Source organism: Catalinimonas alkaloidigena (assembly GCF_900100765.1).
Classification (GTDB): Bacteria; Bacteroidota; Bacteroidia; order Cytophagales; family Flexibacteraceae; genus Mooreia; species Mooreia alkaloidigena.
The window spans coordinates 187,802-207,561 of sequence record NZ_FNFO01000002.1 but is presented as its reverse complement, the minus strand read 5'-3'; the positions used below and the strand labels follow the sequence as shown (position 1 = coordinate 207,561).

Sequence of the window (19,760 nt, the reverse complement as noted above, 5' to 3'; positions counted from 1 at the left end):
GTTAGGTTAGTTCGCTTCTCGAAGCTTAATGGGAAGTTTCATGGACGTGTGGGATCAGACAGCCAGAAATCGAAAGGGCGGCTGCGGTCGCTTACCAGCGTGCCGTTTTCGAGGGTCAGGGGTGCCACCTGGATGCTCGACCGGCGTTTGGTATAAGGATAGACGTTGTCGGCGTTTCGTTCGCCTTCGAAATGAGTTTTTCGGCCGGGATGGGTGAAGTAGAACACGTAGGCCCGGTCGCCCAGCACCACTACGTCGCCGTGCGCGCCGCTGGGCGTATCTTCCGGTCGGTCGCTGGGCCCATCCAGAATCAGTCCCTGTTTCTCCCACGTTTTCGCGTCTTTCGAGCGGTACACGCGCATGCCTTTCCATTCGTCGGTCAGCATCCAATACCATCCCTGAAAGCGAAATGCCTTCGGTCCCTCGTGCGATCCGCCGCCGATGGCCGGTCCGTCAGCCACCTGCCAGTGTTCCAGGTCCGGGCTGGTGGCGGTCATGGTAATGCTGCCGTTGCCCTGGTCTTTGTACCAGATGTGCCATTGCTGGTCGGGCATTTGCATCAGGGTGGCGTCGATCACGTTGTCGGACGACAGGTGCAGGGGTCCTTTGTACGTCCAGTCCCAGAGGTTCGGGCTGGTGTACTGGACGATGTGCGCCACGCCGCCCCATTCGCTGCGCACGCCCGGCAGGTAGGCGACAAACAGGTGGTAGGTGCCGTTGTGGTAGACGACGTCGGGCGCCCAGAAGGTATTGCGCCCCCGCTCGAACTCCAGGTCGAGGCTGCCCCGGTACGTCCAGGTTTGTCCCTCATCAGCCGACGACGCAATGCCGATATCGGTCCCGAAACAGTAGGAAACGCCGGGGCCGTCCTGGTTGGCGCGGCGGGCGGTGTAGAGCATCCACCACGCTTGTTCTTCGCGGTTCCAGATCAGCACCGGATCGGCCGCGCCGTCGTAAATCGGGTCGCGAAACAGCGGAGCGGGTGCCTGCCGAAGGGCCGGACGGGCGGGTTGGGCCTGCGTGGTTGAAAGTCCGCCGAAGGCTGCCCAGGCCAGCAAAATCAGAAGACGGTACGGGTGCATCATACAAAAACGGGTCAGGTTGTACAGGAGTAGAAGCGCCCCATGGAAAGGCATGAGGCGCTTCGTTCAAACAACCTACCAAAAATGAAGAAAACAACTACTAGCACTACTGGCTTTATTCGCCCAACTGCACTTTCTGGATGGGTGAAAAGATCATGTCTTCGACGTTGACGAGCTTGAGGCCGATGCGCGCAAATACGTAGTTCTGGACCGGCACCATCCCCGGCACCTCGGCACTGAGGCTGATGTTGCCCGGATCGGTGATGTCGCCACCGCCCAGGTCCACGGCCGCAATGTGGTTGCCGCCACCGACGAAGTACGTCTTCGAAACATAGAGCGTGACGCGCTCCACGTCTTTCGCATTGGCATCAGTCACGATTTTCTCCAGACTGCACGACGCCGAAACGGTGGTGCTGGACGGGGCCGAAAACTGGGCGTTACGGACCATGTAGTAGGGCATCACCTCCAGATCGAAGGTGGTGTTGCCGCTGACGCTGACCTGCGTGGTGTCAGCCAGGGTCATGAACGGCCCTTGCCCCGGCCGGAACACCAGCTTGTAAGGCGCGTTGAACAACAGCGCCGAGAACGAGCCGTCTTGGTCGACCGTCACGGTAATCGGCGTGTTTTTCTGCCAGCCGGGTTCGTACAGATCGAACTGCACCTGGTTGAACTCGACCGCGATGGGATCGCCCTGGTAGACGATTCGGCCGGTGAGGGCGGCGTCGGGCGCTTCGTAGTTGTCGTACGCGCAGGACCCCAGCAGAAAACTGAGGGCTACGCCGGCCGCGGCGATGTATTTATGAGTCATGGTGTGTAGCGTTGAAGGGTGATGGACCTACTGATTGGGGTTCCGGACAATTTTCGGGTTGTTGTTGATGATGTTGTTGTCGATGCTCGAGTAGTAGTTCCCGAGGCGGAACCGGTGGGCGCTGCGCACCGGATCGGGTTTCACCACTTCGTACACCCACTTGCCATCGTTCGAGCCGCCGGGGTTGTAGACTTTGTAAGGCCACAGGCCGTACACCATCGCACTGGGCTCGTCGGCTTTGCCGATGTCGTCGGGTAGCTGGGTCGAGCCGTCCCATACTTTGTGGGCCAGTCGCCAGCGCCGCAAATCCCACAGGCGGTGATCTTCGAAGGCCAGCTCGACCTGCCGCTCGTGCACGATGCGGTCGAACGTCATGTCGGCGGCTGTCAGCGGCGTGGTGAGGCCGGCGCGGGCACGTACCTGATTCAGGTACCCGACCGCTTTGTCTGCCTGCCCCAATTCAAAGGCGGCTTCGGCGGCGTTGAGAAGGACCTCTGCGTAGCGGAACCTGATCCACCAGACCGCGCTCTGCGTCCCGATCTGCCCCGCGCCGGGCGTGGGGTCCAGAAACTTGCGGATCAGGAAGCCGGTCTGGGCAGTGCCCTCGTAGTTGTTGATCGGTCCGTCGTCGCCAACCACCTTCACCTGCGTTCCTTCCACATCCCGGAGGGCACCCGGTGCGTCGGCCGTTACTTTGGTGCCGTTGCTCAGCAGCAACCCGGCCCAGATGTCGACTTTCTCGCCCCGGAAGGTGCCGCCCGGATAGATCACGGTTCCTGCCAGGCGGGCGTCGCGTCCCTGGAAAATGTCCTCCTGGTTGTCGTAGTAGATCGGATTGCCCCCGGCGTCGGTCGTGGCGAAGGGTGCGTACGTGTTGTCGAGTAACTCGAACGACTGCACCAGATTCAGCGAAGGATTGAACCGGCCGCCCAGGTTAGCGCCTTCTTCCGACAGGGACAGCGGCTGGTTCAGCACCGTAAAGTCGTGCGTTTTGCCGCTTTTCAGCTTGTAGTCTTCTACAAAAATCACCTCCGGGTTGCTCTTGTCCAGAAACAGGTTGGTGAAGTTCTGCGAGAGGTTCGCGTCCTTCTGGTAGAGCGAGTAGCCGCTGACCGCTTCGGCCGAACGGAGGGCGATCTCGTAGTACTCCTGTGCGCGGGAGGCCGGAATGCCCACTTCTTCGCCCGGCAGCGCGACTTGCGGGGTGGTCTGTCCGTACTTGGCGATGGAACCGGCGTAGAGGGCGGCGCGGGCTTCGAGCGCCAGCGCCAGCCCCCGGGTAGCGCGGGATTTGATGCTCGGGTCGTCGGGCAGCACGTCCTTGACGGCTTCCAGTTCACTGATCACAAAGTCGTACACCTCGTGCTCTTTCGCCCGGGGAAATTGCAGGTAGCTGGGGTCGCCACTGAAGTCGTACACCATCGACTCGGTGATGAGCGGCACGCCGCCCATGCGCTTCGTCAGTTCGAAGTAGATGGCCGCCCGCAAGAAACGTCCTTCGCCCAGAAACCGCTCTTTGGCTTCGTCGCTGAGGCCAGTCGAAGCATCGCACCGTTCGATGAACAGGTTGATCTCGCGAATGTAGGCGTAGTCCCAGTAGTTCCACCAGTTGTAGTCGAAGTCGAGGTGCTGGTCGCGCCAGTAGTCGGCCACAAACGAGCCGAAGGCGTCGTCGTAGTTCACAAACTCCCACCAGGAGCTGACGCTCTGCAGGTCGGGGTAGCGGTCGTAGAGGTCGGCCAGGACCGATACCACCAGGCGCTCGTCCTCGAAAATCTGGTCGTTCAGCAGGATGTTGGTCGGCTCCCGGTTCAGGAAGTCTTCGTCGTTGCAGGCCGTGGTGACGGCCAGGAACGCGAGTAAGGTCAGGGTATATCGTTTCATGGTGGATTTCGCTTCGGTAATTAGAAAGAAAGGTTGACGCCCAGGTTCACCAGACGGTTCTGCGGGTATTGCAGGCCGTTGTCGTTCTCGATTTCCGGATCAATGCCGAACTGCTTCACATTGTCGACCGACAGCAGGTTGTAGGTGTTAATGTAAACCCGCGCGCGGTTCACTTTCACCTTTTCGGTCAGCAGGCGCGGCAGCGAATAGCCCAGCTCCAGGGTGCGCAGGCGCAGGTAGCGTACGTTCACGGCCCACCAGTCGGTCGAAGTGCCGTTGCCGTTCAGTTCGTCGCGGCGGTAGTTGCTGTGGTTACCGTCGTTGAAGCGAAGCGGCGGGTTTTTGCCGGGAATCCACGCACTGTTCGGGTCAAGCGGATCGGCCCGGTGCCAGCGGTCGTCGTACATGTTGGCCAGCAGGTTGCCGGTGTTCTGGTAGGGCCAGCGCATCTCCCAGTTCTGGTTGTAAGTGTACATGGAACCACCCGAGAAGTCGGCCGTCAGGTCGAAGCCTTTCCAGCGGAACGAGAAGTTGGCCCCGTAGCTGATGATGGGCGTGCCGCCCCGGCGGTAGCCGATGGGACGTTGGTCATAACTGTTGATGACCCCGTCGTCGTTTACGTCACGGTAAATGAAGTCGCCCGGCAGCAGCGTGCGGTTGCCCTGTCCGTCGACGTTGATGGGATAACTGTTGACTTCCTCCTGCGACTGGAACTGCCCGATCACCTCGTAGCCCCACAGAATGTCGTTCCAGCGATCTTCGATCGAGTAGCGGTAGTGGTCCCAGGAGTTGCCGAACTGCGGCTTGTACGATTGCAGAAAGCGGCTGCGCGAGTAGCCCAGGTTGCCCCCGACCGTAAACTCAACTCCACGAATCTGCCCTTGGTACGCCAGGTTGCCGTCTCCGCCCATTTGTGCGTCGCTGCTCACGTTTTCTTCCGGCAGCGAGTAGCCCAGTTCCGACGGCAGCAGGATGTCGTACTTGCTGCCACGCAGGCCGGTCCGTTTCCGGTAGAAGCCGTCTACTGCGCCCGACAGGCGTCCGTTCAGCAGCGTGAAGTCCAGCCCGATGTCGGTCAGGTTGCTCGTAAACCAGGAGAGGTTCGTAATCGGCACCCCCCGGTCGCGGGCGGCCAGCACGGTAATACCGTCCAGAATCACCGGCCGAGTGGTCGAAACCGGGTAGGTATACCCCGAGATGTAGGCGAACGGATCCAGGTAACGCGGATCGTTCACGTCGATGCCCATGTTGATGTTGTCGTCACCCAGCTTTCCGTACGAGGCCCGCAGTTTCAGGTCGTTCAGCACGGTGCTGCCGCCCAGCATGTTCTGGAAAAACTCTTCTTCGCTGATCCGCCAACCCGCCGAAACAGAGGGAAAGAAGCCCCAGCGGCGACCGGGTGCAAACTTCCAGGAGGCATCGCGCCGACCGGCCAGCTCCAGGAAATACTTGTCGGCGAAATTGTAGGTCACCCGTCCGACGTAACCGATCCGGGCTTCCTGGTAGTCGCTGTCCACAAAGTCCTGAGCGTCCATTTCGGAGAACTGAAGCACAGGCAGTACGTTGGTCGACGGCACGGCGTGCTGCCGCGTGTAGAGGTCGCGCCGCTGGATGCGTTCGTATACAAAGGTTCCGCCTACGGTGTGCTTGCCGAACGAGTTGTTGTAGTTCAGTTGCAACTGCCCCACGCTTTCGAGCACCTTCCGGCTTTCGCGGAGCCGGTACGGGTTGCTGCTGCCGCCCGTAATGTTGTAGGTGTCGGTGTTGGGATCGTAGGTGTAGACGTCGTAGGTGTATTCGTGGATGTTCGCCAGGTTATCGGCCAGGTAGTAGGAGTACATGCCGCGGGCGGTCAGCCCCTTGATCGGCAGTTCGTACTCGGCGTTGAAGTTGGTCTGCAACACGCGCCAGTCATTGTAATTGTACCCGGAGATGTCGTAGTTCAGGATGGCCCAGTTTTCGGCGTTGTGCCCGATGTCGTTCGGATAGAGGGGATTGTCGTTGGCGTAGGGCCGCTCGGTCGGGCGGTTGCGGAACAGGGCAAAGCGCGGCGCCCAGTAGTCGTCGCCGCCGGGCACGCCGGGGTTTTTACGCGACTCGATCCGTCCGTTGATCTGCACCCCGACTTTCAGGCGCTCGGCAATGCGGGTGTCGATGTTCGACTGAATGTTGGTCCGGTTGAAGTTGTAGCCTTTCAGCACGGCGTCCTGGTTCAGGTGCGTGACCGACAGGTAATAGTTGGTCTTTTCCGAGCCGCCCGACACGTTCGCGTTCAGCGAATACTGTGGCGCATTTTTCCCGACGATGAAGTCGTACCAGTCGAAACTGCGGTAGCCGAGCTCGGTGCCCTGCTGCCACTTTTGCAGCTCTTCGGCCGTAATCACCGTGTTGCCCGTCTGGTTCACTTCGGCGTCGGCCTTGCCCACCATCCAGGAGTAGGCATCGACCCCACGCGGAAAGCGCGTCCAGTTCTGCCAGCCGTAGTAACTGTCGATGTTGATGGTCGGCTTCTCGCCGGTTTTGCCTTTTTTGGTCGTGACGATCACAACCCCGTTGGCGGCCCGCGACCCGTAGACCGACGCTGAGGCGTCTTTCAGGACCGTGATGCTTTCGATGTCGTTCGGCGACAGGTTGTTGAACTGCCCGGCGTCTTTCTGGATGCCGTCGATTACAAACAGCGGATCGCCCATGTTGCGGACCTGCACCAGCGCTCCCGATCCCGGCCGACCTTCCGCCTGCCGAAACGAAACGCCCGGAATTTTCCCGGCCAGGGTGGCACTGACCGTCGAGGCGTGTACCCGGTCGATGTCTTTGCTTTGAATGCTGGCGATGGAGCCGGTGACGGATTCGCGCTTCTGCGCCCCGTAGCCAATCACAACCACCTCGTTCAGCGACTTGATGTCTTCTTCCAGCGTTACGTCGATGGTGGTCTGGTTGCCCACTTCCACCTCCTGCGCGAGGTAGCCGACGGCCGAAATGACAAGCGTCGCGTTGTCGCTCACCGAAAGGGTGTAGCGCCCTTCCACGTCGGTAATGGTGCCGTTGCTGGTGCCTTTTTCCAGGATGTTCACCCCGGGAATGCCTTCGCCACTGGCGTCAGTAATTTGCCCGACGATCCGCTGATCCAGCAAAACCTGCGGAATGCGTTGCAGGGTGACCAGCGCCGGCGAAGGTGCCGGTACGACCAGCGGCTGGGGCATTTTGGTCGGACGGGCGTCGTTCTCCAGCGGCCGGAACAGCAGGAAATTGCGCTCGTCGAGCTGGCGCACCTGCAGGCCGGTCTGTTGCTGAATCTTGCTCAGTTGCTCATCCAGGCTTCCCTGGTAGGGACGATGCAGGGTAACACGTTGGCCCGAGAAATCGTCGGAGAGCATAAAGTACACCCCGTAATCCGATTTGAGTTCCGTGAGCACATCGGCGAGGGAGCGTTTGGCTTGCTGTGGGGAGGCGGCCTCCTGGCGGGCGGCCGGCTCTCGCTGGGTAAGTCGTTGCATCGAAACCACGCTCTGTGCGGAAGCGCCTACGGGCTCCAGGTACAACGCGAGCAGGAAGCCGACCGTGCCCAGGCAGCGACGGGTAGATGTGTGCATGGTGTGGGTGTTTGAGTTGTAGGTTTTTATACTGATAGGAATAGGTTGCTATAGTGGCCGGCGGCGCATGCAGCGCTCCGGGGTAGGCGTTCTCAGGCACCCGGAATAAAGCCCGGTACGCTCCAGGGAGACGGGGCCTTTACCGCCGCTCGTTCAAGTGCTGCGCTTCTGCTTACTCTGTTTTTTTGCGAATCGAGACCTCGTCCTGATCGCGCACAATGTCCAGTTGGTACGAAAGGGCCAGGGCCTGAAGAATGGCGTCGGCGTTGTCCATGTTCACACTGCCGTAAAGCCGCAGGTTGGCTACCGAGGTATCGGGAATGTGGATACTCAGCCCATAGGTCTCTTCCAGAATGGTGGCGACCTCCTGCATGGTACGGTTCTCCAGAATCAGCTCCTGATCTTTCCAGGCGGTGTAGAGGCGCGGATTTGCCTCGCGCTTCACCAGTTGCGCCGGCCCGGTGTATTCCACCAGCTCGCCGGGTTGCATGTACACCTGCTGCCCGTCGGCGGCGATGCGCACCTTCCCTTCTTCCAGCATCACCTGCGTCTGCTGCTGGCGAGTCGCCACGTTGAAGCGCGTGCCCAGCACCTCCACGTCCAGGTCGGCGGTATGCACCACCAGCTTGACCATCCCCGTGTCGGCGTGCAGTTTCTGCACCGCGAAGTAGGCCTCCCCTTCCAGGTAGACATCGCGTTGCCCTTCCCAGCGGTGCGGATAGCGCAACTCAGAATTGGCATTCAAAATCACCTGCGACCCGTCGGGCAGGGACAGGGCCAGTTGCTCGCCGTTGCCGGTCGAGAAGGTGGCGTATTGGTTGAAGAAGTAGACGTAGGCGAAGACGGACATCAGCAGCACCACGGCCGCCGCGGCCACCCACCGCACGGCGGCAAACCGACCCGCAGGACGCATCGGCACCACGGGTGTCTCGAAACGCGCGCGGTTGATGTTCGCCAATGTCTGGTCGATCTGGGCTTTGGAGAGCGTAGCCCGGTTTTGCGCGCGCATCTGCAGAAAAGCGCGGGCCGCTTCTACTTCCCGCTGCTTGTCGGGGTACTCCCGCAACCACGACTCCCAAAAGCGCGACGACGTTTCGTCGGGAGCAAATACCCAGGCGCGGAAACGCTCGTCTTCGATCAGTTCTTTGAAAGTGTAATGCTGGTAATCCATGGCCGCCTTGTGTGCTTGTCATCTCTCTACACACACGCCTTCTGGATTTGTGACAGGTAGCGGCAAAAATTTTCTAAAAAATTTAGCGAAAGCGCAGCGAGCCCAGTGGGAGGTGAGAAGTACGAAGGGCGAAATCTGAAGTGCGAAGTGTGGGCTGCTGTCCGACGGCTGGAGGTGGGCTAGTCGAGGCCGTCCGACGGCTGATAAAGGTATGAAGTGTGAGGTGTGAAGGGCGAAGTACAAGAAACGCAGCGCTGCACACCTCTGAATTCATAACTCTGCACTCATCACTCCTACCTCTAAACTCCTCCCTCGCAACCAACGATTTTCCCCGGAACGTTTACAGCAATTGCAGGCCCAGGAAGAGCATCAGCTCCAGCAAAAAATAGTTGCGCAGCGACTCCACCGCGCGGTCCAGCAGACGATACACCGTCCGGGGACTAACGGCGAGCACGTCCGCGATTTCCTGCGGCGTCAGTTCTTCGAAATACCGCAACATCACCGCCTCTTTCTGGTCGGAAGGCAGCCGCTCGATCTCCGTCATCAACTGCCGGGTGTGGTCCTCCTCCCACTCATGCGCGACCTGTTCGGCTTCGTGCGAGAGCGATAATTTCAGTTCGTGACCGGCTTGCAAGGCTCCGAAAAAAGCAAACGACAGCGGTCGGTGCAAACGACGGTCCAGCCGACGGCGCAGGGCTTTGAACAAGTAATATTTGATGGAACCGGTGGGCCCCAGGTGATCGCGACGCTGCCAGAGGTACACAAACAGATCCTGGATGCAGTCGAGGACCAGTTCCGGGTCGTGGGCGGCGAACCGCAGTCCGTACGAATAGAGCTCCTCGACGTACCGATGGTACATCGTTTCATAAGCGGTGTTGTCGCCGTTTCGAAACTGGTCCCATAGCTTAGCCTCGTCGGTAGGGTTACTCATGTGTGGCCGAATGCATCAAATCCCTAAGTGTACAACAAATCTGCGCACTTTACAAAAAAGGAGGCGATCTGCACGTCGTCCAGTCCCACGAACAACGCCGACCGCCTCCCCTCACCGTAGTGATGTGGAGTGAAAAGATTGCGAGTTGAGAGTGATGAGTGCAGAGTTATGAATTCAGAGGTGTGCGTTTCTTGTACTTCGCCCTTCACACCTCACACTTCATGCTTTTGTCAGCCGACCGACGGCCTCGACTAGCCTACCTCCAGCCGTCGGACGGCAGCCCACTCTTCACACTCAGATTTCGCCCTTCGTACTGCTCACTGCTCACCGCTCACCGGTGCGTGAGGGCATAGCGCAGGCCCCCCACGATGGTGACGGCGGCCAGCACATGCATGACTTCCAACACGGCGATCATCCGCACGGGGGCACCGATGCCCAGCGGACTGATGAACGACCCGGCCAGCACGCCGCCCGCCAGCACGGAAAAAACAAACAAGGGGCGCTCGGAAAAACGCGAGAGCAGCGCCAGCACCAGACCTGCGCCCAGCGAAGGCAAAAACGAAGACACCATGACCGGCCCGAGCCCGAAGGCTTCGCCGGTGGTCGGCATCAGAAAATCGGCGGGAATCCAGGCTAGAAACGAGGCGACCGAAAAGAGCATCCCGTTCAGGACGGCCGCCACGACACCCGCCAGGGGCGCGGCCCACAGCAGCTTGCGCGACGCTGAAACGTGGGTATCGAGGGAGAGTATCATTTTCATCATAAAATAATTTAACACCGTTAAAAGTTAAGGCAAAAAAATTTCCGCACGCGGTTAGCGCAAACCGTCGATCCATCGTTCGACGGCCTCTTGCAGCAGATGCCGCATGTCGTCCTGCGGCTGTTGAAAGCGGTTGGACATCTGCATGGCGATGTAGCCGTGGACCAGCGCCCACCAGTTAAAAAGCAGTGGTTTGTATGGCAGACCGCGGGCATTCACCGCTTCCAGAGCCTCCTGCATAAACTTCCGCTGTCGGCACTCGATGTCCGCACGCTCGCATTTGGGACAGGCCACGCCTTCGAGGTTGAACATGGCCTGGTAGAGGTCGGGATTGTCGAACGCAAAATCGAAATGGACGAGCGACATCCGCACCAGCGTTTGCCGGGGATCGGTCTCCTGCTCCCGGATGCGCCCGAGCTGGTCGTACAACTGCTCAAACCCCTGCCGCTGCATTTCGAGTAGAATGGCCTCTTTGTTCTCGAAATAACTGTAGATGAGCGGGGCGCTGTAGCGGATGCGTTTGCCGATGTTGCGAATCGAAACCGACGACCACCCCTCCTCGCGGGCCAGGTCGCGCGCCTGTTGCAGGATGTTGGCCCGCATCTCCCGAATCTCCTCTTCTCTTCGTTCTCTAATTGACATCGTCAAACAATTTAACACCGTTCAACAAAAGAAGATAATCTTTCGGAGGTGTGCAACTGCTCAGGCTAAAATAATCGTAGTGAAGGGGTTATGACTTGCCGATTCCGACCGCCTGTCCTCTTCTCCTACCGGATGTAAGAAATCAGACAACTATTTAGTTCAAAATATTTTGAACCACAGAAACTAATTGTACCTTTGCCGTGTACTTAGAACGTACCCACCACACGCTAAACATGACCACGACACAAGAAGAACTTATTGAGCGCGTAGGCATCTACTTCGAAAAAGAAGCGAAGCTTCAGCCCATTGCCGGACGCATTATGGCGCTTCTGCTGGTGGCCGATCAGACGGAGCTGACGTTCGACGAGATCCAGGAGCGGCTGCAAATCAGCAAAGGGGCTACCAGCCTGGCGCTGAACCTGCTGATGCGGATGGAAATGGTGGAATACGTCACCAAGCCCGGCGACCGCAAGCGCTACTTCCGTAACCGCCTGAAACAATGGCGGGAACAGATGAAACAGAAACACGAAACTATGGCGAAAGTCAAACACCTCCTGAAAGAGATTTTGGCCATTCGTCCGGTAGAAACGGTCGAGTTCAACAATAAACTCGCCGAACTGATCGACTTCATGGAATTTATGGACCGGGAAATCCCGCTGCTGGTACAGCGCTGGGAAAAACAGCGGTTCGGGTAATTTTTTTGCTCAATCAGTTCAATTACTTATGAACTATTTAAATAGTTGTGAATCAATTAAGTGACATGAAACTTATACGAAGACGCCCTCTTTTCCTTGCTGCCCTCCTGGGGCTATTGGGTCCGGCCTCGGTTTGGGCGCAAACATCGGGTGCTCCGGCCTACTCCATTCGGGAGTGCATCGAATACGCACAGCAGAATAACCACCGGCTGAAAGTAGCCCGGCTCGATCAGGAAATTGCGCAGCAGCAGGTCAACGAAACGCGTTCGCGCGGGCTGCCGCAGGCCAACATCAACGGCTCGTTCGAAGATAAACTGAAAGTTCCGCTTCTGGTCATTCCCGGTTTCTCGGGGGGCCTGGGAGCCGACTCTACTTCCGGTGGGGATACACAGCGCGGTATTCCGATGGGTTACCAGTACAACACGTCCCTGTCGGGCGAAGTCACGCAGATGGTGTTCGATCCCAGCTTCTGGGTCGGGTTGAAAGCGGCCAAAGCCAGCGAGCAGTATTATCAGCAGAACAGCCAGCAGAGTCAGGAACAAACTGCGTATGATGTCGCCAATGCCTACTATCAGGTAATTGTGGTGCAGAAGCAGCTCGACCTGCTGCGGACCAACCTGGCCAGCACACAGAAAACGCTGGAAACCACCCAGCTTCAGTTCGAAAATGGGCTGGCCAAACAGGTGGACGTGAATCGCCTGCGCGTCAACGCCAATACGTTGCAGTCGCGCATCCAGCAGACCGAGCTCAACCTGGCGCAGGCCTACAACCTTCTGAAATTTCAGATGGGCATGGAGCTTTCCGAGCCGATTACGCTGAGCGACACGACGCTGGAATTGCGGAACGAACCGGCGCTGACCGAAGCTGTTGACAACTATTACCAGAACCGCGTCGACTTCCGGCTGTTGCAAACCAACCTGGAGCTGCAACAGCTCGATACCCGCAACCGGGCGGTCGGCTACTCGCCGACGCTGACGGGCTTCGCCAACTACGGGTATGTGGCCCAGGGTGCCGATTTTGGCCTCTTTCCCACGTCCAACAACAACTGGCTTGACTACACGACGGCCTCCATCGGCCTGCGCCTCCGTATTCCGGTGTTCGACGGCTTTGCGCGCCGCTCCCAGATTCAGCAGTCGAAACTGAAGGTACAGCAGCTGGAAGAAAACCTGGCGCTGACCAAGCAGAACATCAGCCTGGAGGTTTCCAACGCCGAAACGCAGTACCGCAACACGCGGCAGCGGATCGAATCAGAACAGGAGAACATCGACTTGGCCAAGCAGGTGTACGAAGTGACGCAACTGGAATTCCGGGAAGGCGTAGGCACCTCGACCGACGTCGTAGAAGCCGAGACTTCGCTTCGCGAAGCGCAGAATACCTACATCACGACGCTCCTCGACCTGTACGTGGCCCGGCTGGACCTGGAGCGCGCCAAAGGCAACATCCTCCCCTACCTCACCACTAAATAAATCCGACTAACTCGATTCAAAACCCATAGTATGAAACGCATTCTCACGATCGTAGCCCTTGTGGTGGTAGTTGGTCTGGTCGCCTTCCGGCTGATCAACAACAAAGAAAAGATCGACGCTAATAATCAGGTCACGGAAGAGCAGACCAAAGTAGCGGTGAACGTCGCCCCGGTGGTCAACCGCCTTTCCGAGAAAAATCTCAAGCTGGTGGGCACCGTTACGGCCAATCAGGTGATCGATATCAAATCGGAAGTACAGGGCAAAATCACGTCCCTGAACGTCGAACTCGGCGATTACGTCAAGCGTGGGCAGGTCATCGCCCGCATCGACAACCGTTTGCAGGAACTGTCGCTCGACAACGCCGAGCAGAAACTGGCCGACGCCAAGCAGAACTTGCAGCGCTACAAGAACCTTTACGAAGGCGGTGCCGCGACCAAAGCACAGCTCGACCAGAACCAACTGGCGTACGATAACGCCGAAAACCAACTGGCCCAGGCCCGGAAGCAGCTTTCGAACGCGGTGGTAACGGCGCCCATCAGCGGGTACATCACGCAGAAGCCGGTCGAAGCCGGTGCCTTTGCCAACCTGGGCACTTCGCTGGCAACCATCGTCGACGTATCGAAGCTGAAAGTGCAGCTGAACGTGGCGGAACGCGACGTCTACGCTCTCAACGAAGGCGACTCCGTACGCATCAGCACGACGGTCTATCCGGGTGTGACGTTCCACGGCACCATTACCTTCATCAGCCCGCGTGGCGACGAAGCGCACAACTACCCGGTTGAAATCTCGCTGCAGAATCAGGACAAAAATCCGTTGAAAGCGGGTACCTACGTCGACGTGGCGTTCAACCGCCAGAGTCAGGTTCCGTCGCTGCAGATTCCGCGCGATGCGCTGGTCGGTAGCATCAAAGATGCCCAGGTCTACGTGGTGAACAACAACGTGGTGACTCTGAAAGACATCACCGTCGGAACCGATAACGGTAACTACCTGGAAGTGCTGAGCGGTTTGCAGCAAGGCGAGCAGGTGGTAACAACCGGCCAGATCAACCTGACCGACAGCGCCCAGGTAGAGGTGATCAACCAGGGAGCCGTTACCAGCGCCGAGTAAGGAAAGAATTGATGATGTAATCCTCCGGTTTTCCGACCTCCGGACTCCGGTCATCCGAACAAAATTATGTCTATAACCGAATTATCCATTAAGCGGCCCGCGCTCATCATCGTGATCTTCACGGTGTTGGGAATCCTGGGCTTCATCAGCTACCAACAGCTGACGTATAACCTGCTTCCTAAATTCGACGCGCCGGTGATGTCGATCGCCACGGTTTATCCGGGGGCCGCCGCCGGGGAAGTAGAGACTTCGGTCACCAAGAAGATCGAAGACGCGCTCTCGTCGCTGGAAAACCTCGACAAGCTAACCTCCGTTTCGCAGGAAGGCGTGTCGATCGTCACGGTGCAATTGCTGCAGTCGGCCGACATCGACCTGGCCATTCAGGATGCGCAGCGGAAGATCAACTCGATCATGTCGACCCTGCCGGACGACGTGGAATCGCCGACGATCAACAAGTTCTCGTCCGACGACATTCCGGTGTTGCAGATGGGCGTAACGGCCAACATGCGCCCGACCGACTTCTATAAGTTGGTAGAAGACCGCATCCAGCCCCAACTGGCGAAAGTAGAAGGCGTCGGGCAAATCCGGCTGGTCGGTGGCGACGAGCGGGAGATTCAGGTCAATGTCGACCCCGATCGCCTGCAAGCTTACGGCCTGTCGCTCAGCCAGGTATCGCAAGCCGTGATCAATGCCAACCAGGATTTCCCGACCGGGAAAGTAGAAGGCTCTGAGCAGCAGTACAGCCTGCGCGTAGCCGCCAAGTTTACCAACCTCGATCAGTTGCGCAACCTCGTCATCGCCACGCAGCCCAACGGCAGCCGCATTACGCTGGACGATATCGCGGAAGTGCAGGACGGCATCGCCGAACGAACCACGATCAACCGCATCAACGGCCGCTCGTCCATCGGGATGATCATCCAGAAACAAACCGATGCCAACGCCGTGGACGTGAGTGAGCAGGTACGCGCGCAGTTGGCAGAACTGGAAAAAACGTATGCTGACGAAGGCATTAAATTCAGCATCGCCAGCGACGGCTCGACTTACACGTTGGCTTCGGCCGAAGCGGTACAGCACGACTTGCTGCTGGCCGTCATCATCGTGGCGGGCGTAATGCTGGTCTTCCTGCACAGCCTGCGGAGCTCGCTGATAGTGATGGTGGCCATTCCGGCCTCAATGATCTCGACCTTCATTTTGATGTACGTGTTCGGCTTCTCGCTGAACCTGATGACCCTGATGGCCCTCTCACTGGTGGTGGGGATTCTGGTCGATGACTCGATTGTGGTCCTGGAAAACATCTACCGCCACATGGAAATGGGCAAAGACAAGCGCACCGCCGCCCTCGACGGACGGAACGAGATCGGCTTCACTGCCCTGGCCATTACCCTGGTCGACGTGGTGGTGTTCCTGCCGATGTCGCTGGTATCCGGACTGATCGGGAACATCGTCCGCGAATTCTCGCTGGTGGTGGTATTCTCGACCCTGATGAGCTTGTTCGTGTCGTTTACCATCACGCCGATGTTGGCCTCCCGCTTCGGCAAGCTGGATCACTTCACCCGTAAAACCCTCTGGGGACGTATTTCGCTCGGGTTCGAAGATCTGTTCGAAAGCCTCAAGGATGGCTACACAAGCATCCTGCGCTGGACCCTCAGCCACCGCTGGGTGGTATACGTAGCGACGGTGGTTCTCTTCATCGGTTCGCTGGCGCTGGTGCCGGCCGGTTTCATCGGTGGTGAATTTATCAAGCAGAGCGACCGCGGCGAACTGGTGATCTCGCTGGAAATGGACCCGCAGGTCACTCTGTACCAGAACAACCAGATCACCCAGCGGGTCGAGAAAATGATCCTGTCCCACCCGGAAGTACGGATGGTGTTTAGCAACGTGGGCTACGCCAGCTCGCAGATGGCCGGTTCGTCGTCGAACTACCTGTCGGAGATGACGGTGATCATGACCGATAAAAAAGAGCGTGACATCAGCGCCGAGCAGTTCGGGGCCGTGTTGAAAAAGGAGATCCAGCAGATTCCGGGCGTAAAGGCCAAAGCCGCGCCGACCTCCATTACGGGGAACGCCAACCAGGCGCCCATCCAGGTGGTGGTGAAAGGCATCGACCTCGATCAGGTGCAGGAAGCCGCGAATGTGGTGCTCAACGTGGTGAAAAAGACGGCGGGTACCAGCGACGTTGAGTTCTCGACCGAAGATCCGAAGCCCGAATTGCAGGTGCAGATCGACCGGGACCGCATGGCCTCGCTGGGCTTGTCGGTGGCCGAAGTCGGGGGTGCCTTGCGTACCGCGTTCAACGGGAACGACGATTCCAAGTACCGCGACGGCCAGTACGAATACGACATCAACATTGCGCTCGACCGCTTCAACCGGACCAGCGCCGAGGACGTGAGTAACCTCACGTTCCGCAACAGCCAGGGACAACTGATTGCCCTGAAACAGTTTGCCGACGTACGGCAGGAACTGGGCGCGAGCAAGCTGGAGCGCCGCGACCGCCTCACGTCCATGACGGTGAACGCGCAGGTAATCGGCAGGCCGATCGGTACCGTAGGTGACGACATCAAAGCAGGCTTGGCCGACAAGCAGTTGCCCGAAGGCGTCACGATTCAGTACGCCGGTTCGCTGGAACAACAGTCGGATGCGTTCGGCAGCCTGGGTACCGCGATGCTCATTGCGATCATCTTCGTCTACCTCATCATGGTGGCGCTGTACGACTCGTTCATCTACCCGTTCATCGTTCTGTTCTCGCTGCCGGTGGCCCTGATCGGTGCTCTGCTGGCCCTGGCCCTGACGATGGAAAGCCTCAACATCTTCTCAATCATCGGAATGATCATGCTAATGGGTCTGGTGGCGAAGAACGCCATCCTGATCGTAGACTTTGCCAACCACCTGAAGGCAGAAGGCATGTCGGTGCGCGATGCGCTGATCGAAGCGGGCCGCGAGCGTCTGCGTCCGATTCTGATGACGACCCTGGCGATGGTATTCGGCATGCTGCCGATTGCCCTGGCGTCGGGGGCGAGTGCCGAGTCGAAAAACGGCTTGGCGTGGGTGATCATCGGTGGCCTGACCAGCTCGCTCCTGCTGACGCTGGTGCTGGTGCCGGCGGTCTACTACACGGTCGAAAAAGCCATCAACAAGATCAAAAAGCGGTTCGGAGGCAAAGGAACGCAGGAAAAAGTGCCGGCCATGCCAGCCGTTCCCGAAACCGTTTGACCTTCTCTCTGTGTTCAAAAAAAGGCGCGCTGTCGAAAGAGAGCGCGCCTTTTTGCGTTGCATGCGTGTTTACTTCACGCCTCAGTGCAAGATCAATTTGCGGCTGTCGACCAGACGCATCGTATCGTCAAACAGTTGTATCGTGTAGACGCCCTGTGCACCCAGTTCCTGAACGGAGATGCGGAACTGGACGGTATTAATCGAGCGTCGGAACACTTCCTGCCCCAGGCTGTTGATGATGACCATCCGGTACGATTGCAAGCGACTGATGTCTCCATTGTCGACAATCACGTAATCTTTGGCCGGATTCGGGAATACCTTAATCGTATGCAGCGCAGGGGCTTCTTCCGCACCGGTAATTTCGATGTCCATGTACAAGGTGTCTGTTACCGCAATGCTAACCGTGTCGTACACCGTTACCCGAGTCGTGTCATAGACGCTCACCGTCACGGTGTCGTAAACCGTAATGGTTTCCGTTACCCGACAGGGCAGGCACTCGAAAGGAGCTTCTTCATCACTCCAGGTTACTTTGCCTACCAGTTCTCCATCGTGTTGATGGCTACTCCAGTCGCGGGCCGTAGTCCCCGTTTTTTCTTCAAATTTCCAGTAGCCGACCAGCCCTTCTTCTTCTCCTGTGGGTGGGCACTCCATGAAATCATACACCGATGCTGAATCGAGCCCTCGATTCCAGAGATGCACCTCGTCAATCAGTCCCACAAAATTCTTCACATTCGGAGAAGCGATTTCGGCCTGGCGATCACCAATCCACAGTTCGTTGTAGCGGATGGGCTGATTGCTGTAATAGTCACCAATTGTACCGGACGCGTAGGCGGACTCTACCAATGCATGATTTAGGTAGATTTTGACCACACGCTCGCCAAGCGAATAGACAAACGCAAGGTGATACCATGTATCAGTCTCTATTTTGACATTAGTCGTGCTCCACTGCCATCCCGGTTGCGTATTTGCCATCGCCCATTTCAGACGACCGTTGGCAGAATTGATGCCAATTTCGTAGCGCCCCTCTTTACTCAGAAGAATATTATCGCCCACCACCAGCGAGTCTAGCTTAAAGGAAGCCATAACTGTCAGGTCTCCGGTGATGTTGTGCACTTCGTGGTTGCCTATGACCACATGTCCTCCGGCCGGCGCAACCGAGCGTGTACTCTGCGCTTCTGCGGGGTGGGCAGTTGCCAGACAAGCCCCAAGTAAGACTGCGCTCCAAAGCGTAGTTGATTTTACCATAGCGTGTTGAAAATGAGATAAGTATGCAATAAAAAATGATTTATGCGACTGGCGACGCACATACGTTTGCCGTAGTATATGCAATCGCCTTGAAAAAGTAGTAAAGGTGAATTCTCCTTTATGCGAGTTAAATTAAAGCAATTAAGTCGAATTTATTGCCGCTATTATGCTATTGGTGTAATATTCAAAACGCTTTTCCCGCGTTGTTTGCCTCTCAAGAATCCACTCGCGATGTCGCAGATGTCCTGCTCAAGTTTTACAAAGCACTTAGAATCAAACGGATGCGCGCCTCTCCTCAACTCGGTCCGTTCAGGAGTTTCTCCAATCGATTATTGGTAGATGTGATCCCGATGATATTGCAGGAACTCCCGCCCGAGGCTATGTTTGGGATGAAGCAGGAGCGACCCGGACAGACTTAGCAGCGAAAAATCATCCGCAATACCAAAGCCCCCGAAGTCGAGCATCACATGGTGGTTAGGACAGAGACACAACAGGTTTTCCAGCACATCGGGACCCGCATGGGGCCTGCCCAACGGCCGGATGTGCGCGGCTTCCGCGTACCCGCCTGCCGTGGTGGGCACCGCAACACCACAGACCTGACATTGAAACTGATAGAGTGCTTTCAGAGATCGTCCCTGTGCCGTATCACGCACGATGCGTTGCACGACCGTCGACAATCTTTGGGGAGAACCATACGTTGCTGATGGCTCCTGTAGCGTCGCCACAGAAGGGGGTTCGATCTTTCGCAACCGAAAGCGCCAGATCAGAAAGCCACTTCGCCCCCGCTCTTTCCAGTACGCTTCGACCCGAAACAGGCCGTCGTACCGGTACCCTTCCTGCGGCGCAAAACGCGACGACGGCCTTTTTCCCCGAATCACCCGCACGGGCAGGCCGGTCTGGCAATTCTTCGCCAGTGCCAGATTGTTGCGATGCAGCAATTGATCGGTGCCCTGCTTTCCAGTGTTCAGGTCACGACCGCCGTGCCCCGTGTAGATGATTTCGTCGCCGTAGTCTTCGTCGTCTTCGTACCCACCTGAAATCACAACAGAATCGGCGCCTTCCTGTTGATTACCGCTGATGCCGGCCTGCCGGGGAGCATGAACGCCACTCAACGACAGTTCCAGCCGGGACTGAAATTCGTACCCTTCGGGGTATCCCGGCATTTCACC

The 19,760-nt window shown here is 57.8% G+C and carries 14 protein-coding genes; 4 read left to right on the top strand and 10 right to left on the bottom strand.

Annotated elements, in window-relative coordinates; genetic code table 11:
* Positions 1–38: 38 nt before the first annotated feature.
* The 8 genes from BLR44_RS04305 to BLR44_RS04270 all read right to left on the bottom strand — a co-directional run bounded on the left by BLR44_RS04305 (position 39) and on the right by BLR44_RS04270 (position 10,868).
* Complete coding sequence (locus BLR44_RS04305) at positions 39–1,085, bottom strand: family 43 glycosylhydrolase (protein ID WP_218127008.1); 1,047 nt, start codon at positions 1,083–1,085, stop codon at positions 39–41.
* A gap of 112 nt (positions 1,086–1,197) precedes the next feature.
* Entirely contained in the window at positions 1,198–1,890 is a 693-nt protein-coding gene (locus BLR44_RS04300; protein ID WP_089679637.1) for a DUF3823 domain-containing protein, read from the bottom strand.
* Between the two features lie 27 nt (positions 1,891–1,917).
* Positions 1,918–3,774: a RagB/SusD family nutrient uptake outer membrane protein gene (locus BLR44_RS04295; protein WP_089679635.1), complete on the bottom strand. Its 1,857-nt coding sequence runs from the start codon at positions 3,772–3,774 to the stop codon at positions 1,918–1,920.
* Between the two features lie 20 nt (positions 3,775–3,794).
* The gene (locus BLR44_RS04290) at positions 3,795–7,364 is read right to left on the bottom strand and encodes a SusC/RagA family TonB-linked outer membrane protein (RefSeq protein WP_245705969.1); all 3,570 of its coding nucleotides are present in this window, start codon (positions 7,362–7,364) and stop codon (positions 3,795–3,797) included.
* Positions 7,365–7,536: 172 nt separating this feature from the next.
* Positions 7,537–8,535, bottom strand: a complete 999-nt coding sequence (locus tag BLR44_RS04285) for a FecR family protein (protein WP_089679633.1) — start codon at positions 8,533–8,535, stop codon at positions 7,537–7,539.
* 340 nt (positions 8,536–8,875) lie between these two features.
* Complete coding sequence (locus BLR44_RS04280; protein WP_089679630.1) at positions 8,876–9,466, bottom strand: RNA polymerase sigma factor; 591 nt, start codon at positions 9,464–9,466, stop codon at positions 8,876–8,878.
* Between the two features lie 331 nt (positions 9,467–9,797).
* On the bottom strand, positions 9,798–10,229 hold the full coding sequence (locus BLR44_RS04275; protein WP_143017103.1) for a DUF6069 family protein: 432 nt from the start codon (positions 10,227–10,229) through the stop codon (positions 9,798–9,800).
* Positions 10,230–10,280: 51 nt separating this feature from the next.
* Positions 10,281–10,868 carry a TetR/AcrR family transcriptional regulator gene (locus tag BLR44_RS04270; RefSeq protein WP_089679626.1) on the bottom strand — a complete coding sequence of 196 codons (588 nt, stop codon included), beginning with the start codon at positions 10,866–10,868 and terminating at the stop codon, positions 10,281–10,283.
* Positions 10,869–11,101: 233 nt separating this feature from the next.
* On the opposite strand from BLR44_RS04270, the gene BLR44_RS04265 reads away from it, so the two are divergent.
* The 4 genes from BLR44_RS04265 to BLR44_RS04250 all read left to right on the top strand — a co-directional run bounded on the left by BLR44_RS04265 (position 11,102) and on the right by BLR44_RS04250 (position 17,346).
* Positions 11,102–11,563: a GbsR/MarR family transcriptional regulator gene (locus BLR44_RS04265; protein ID WP_089680722.1), complete on the top strand. Its 462-nt coding sequence runs from the start codon at positions 11,102–11,104 to the stop codon at positions 11,561–11,563.
* A 65-nt stretch (positions 11,564–11,628) separates the two neighbouring features.
* Positions 11,629–13,029 (top strand): TolC family protein, encoded by a 1,401-nt coding sequence (locus BLR44_RS04260; RefSeq protein WP_089679624.1) that lies wholly within the window; start codon positions 11,629–11,631, stop codon positions 13,027–13,029.
* Between the two features lie 30 nt (positions 13,030–13,059).
* Complete coding sequence (locus BLR44_RS04255) at positions 13,060–14,136, top strand: efflux RND transporter periplasmic adaptor subunit (RefSeq protein ID WP_089679622.1); 1,077 nt, start codon at positions 13,060–13,062, stop codon at positions 14,134–14,136.
* Between the two features lie 66 nt (positions 14,137–14,202).
* A complete protein-coding gene (locus BLR44_RS04250; RefSeq protein WP_089679620.1) occupies positions 14,203–17,346 on the top strand; it encodes an efflux RND transporter permease subunit in 3,144 nt (1,047 codons plus the stop codon).
* Between the two features lie 81 nt (positions 17,347–17,427).
* Here the strand turns inward: BLR44_RS04250 and BLR44_RS04245 are convergent, their stop codons facing one another.
* Together BLR44_RS04245 and BLR44_RS04240 are read right to left on the bottom strand one after the other, a co-directional pair.
* The gene (locus BLR44_RS04245) at positions 17,428–18,591 is read right to left on the bottom strand and encodes a LamG-like jellyroll fold domain-containing protein (RefSeq protein WP_089679617.1); all 1,164 of its coding nucleotides are present in this window, start codon (positions 18,589–18,591) and stop codon (positions 17,428–17,430) included.
* A 329-nt stretch (positions 18,592–18,920) separates the two neighbouring features.
* Positions 18,921–19,754, bottom strand: coding sequence for a YDG/SRA domain-containing protein (locus BLR44_RS04240; protein ID WP_089679615.1), 834 nt, complete (start codon positions 19,752–19,754; stop codon positions 18,921–18,923).
* Positions 19,755–19,760 lie beyond the last annotated feature (6 nt).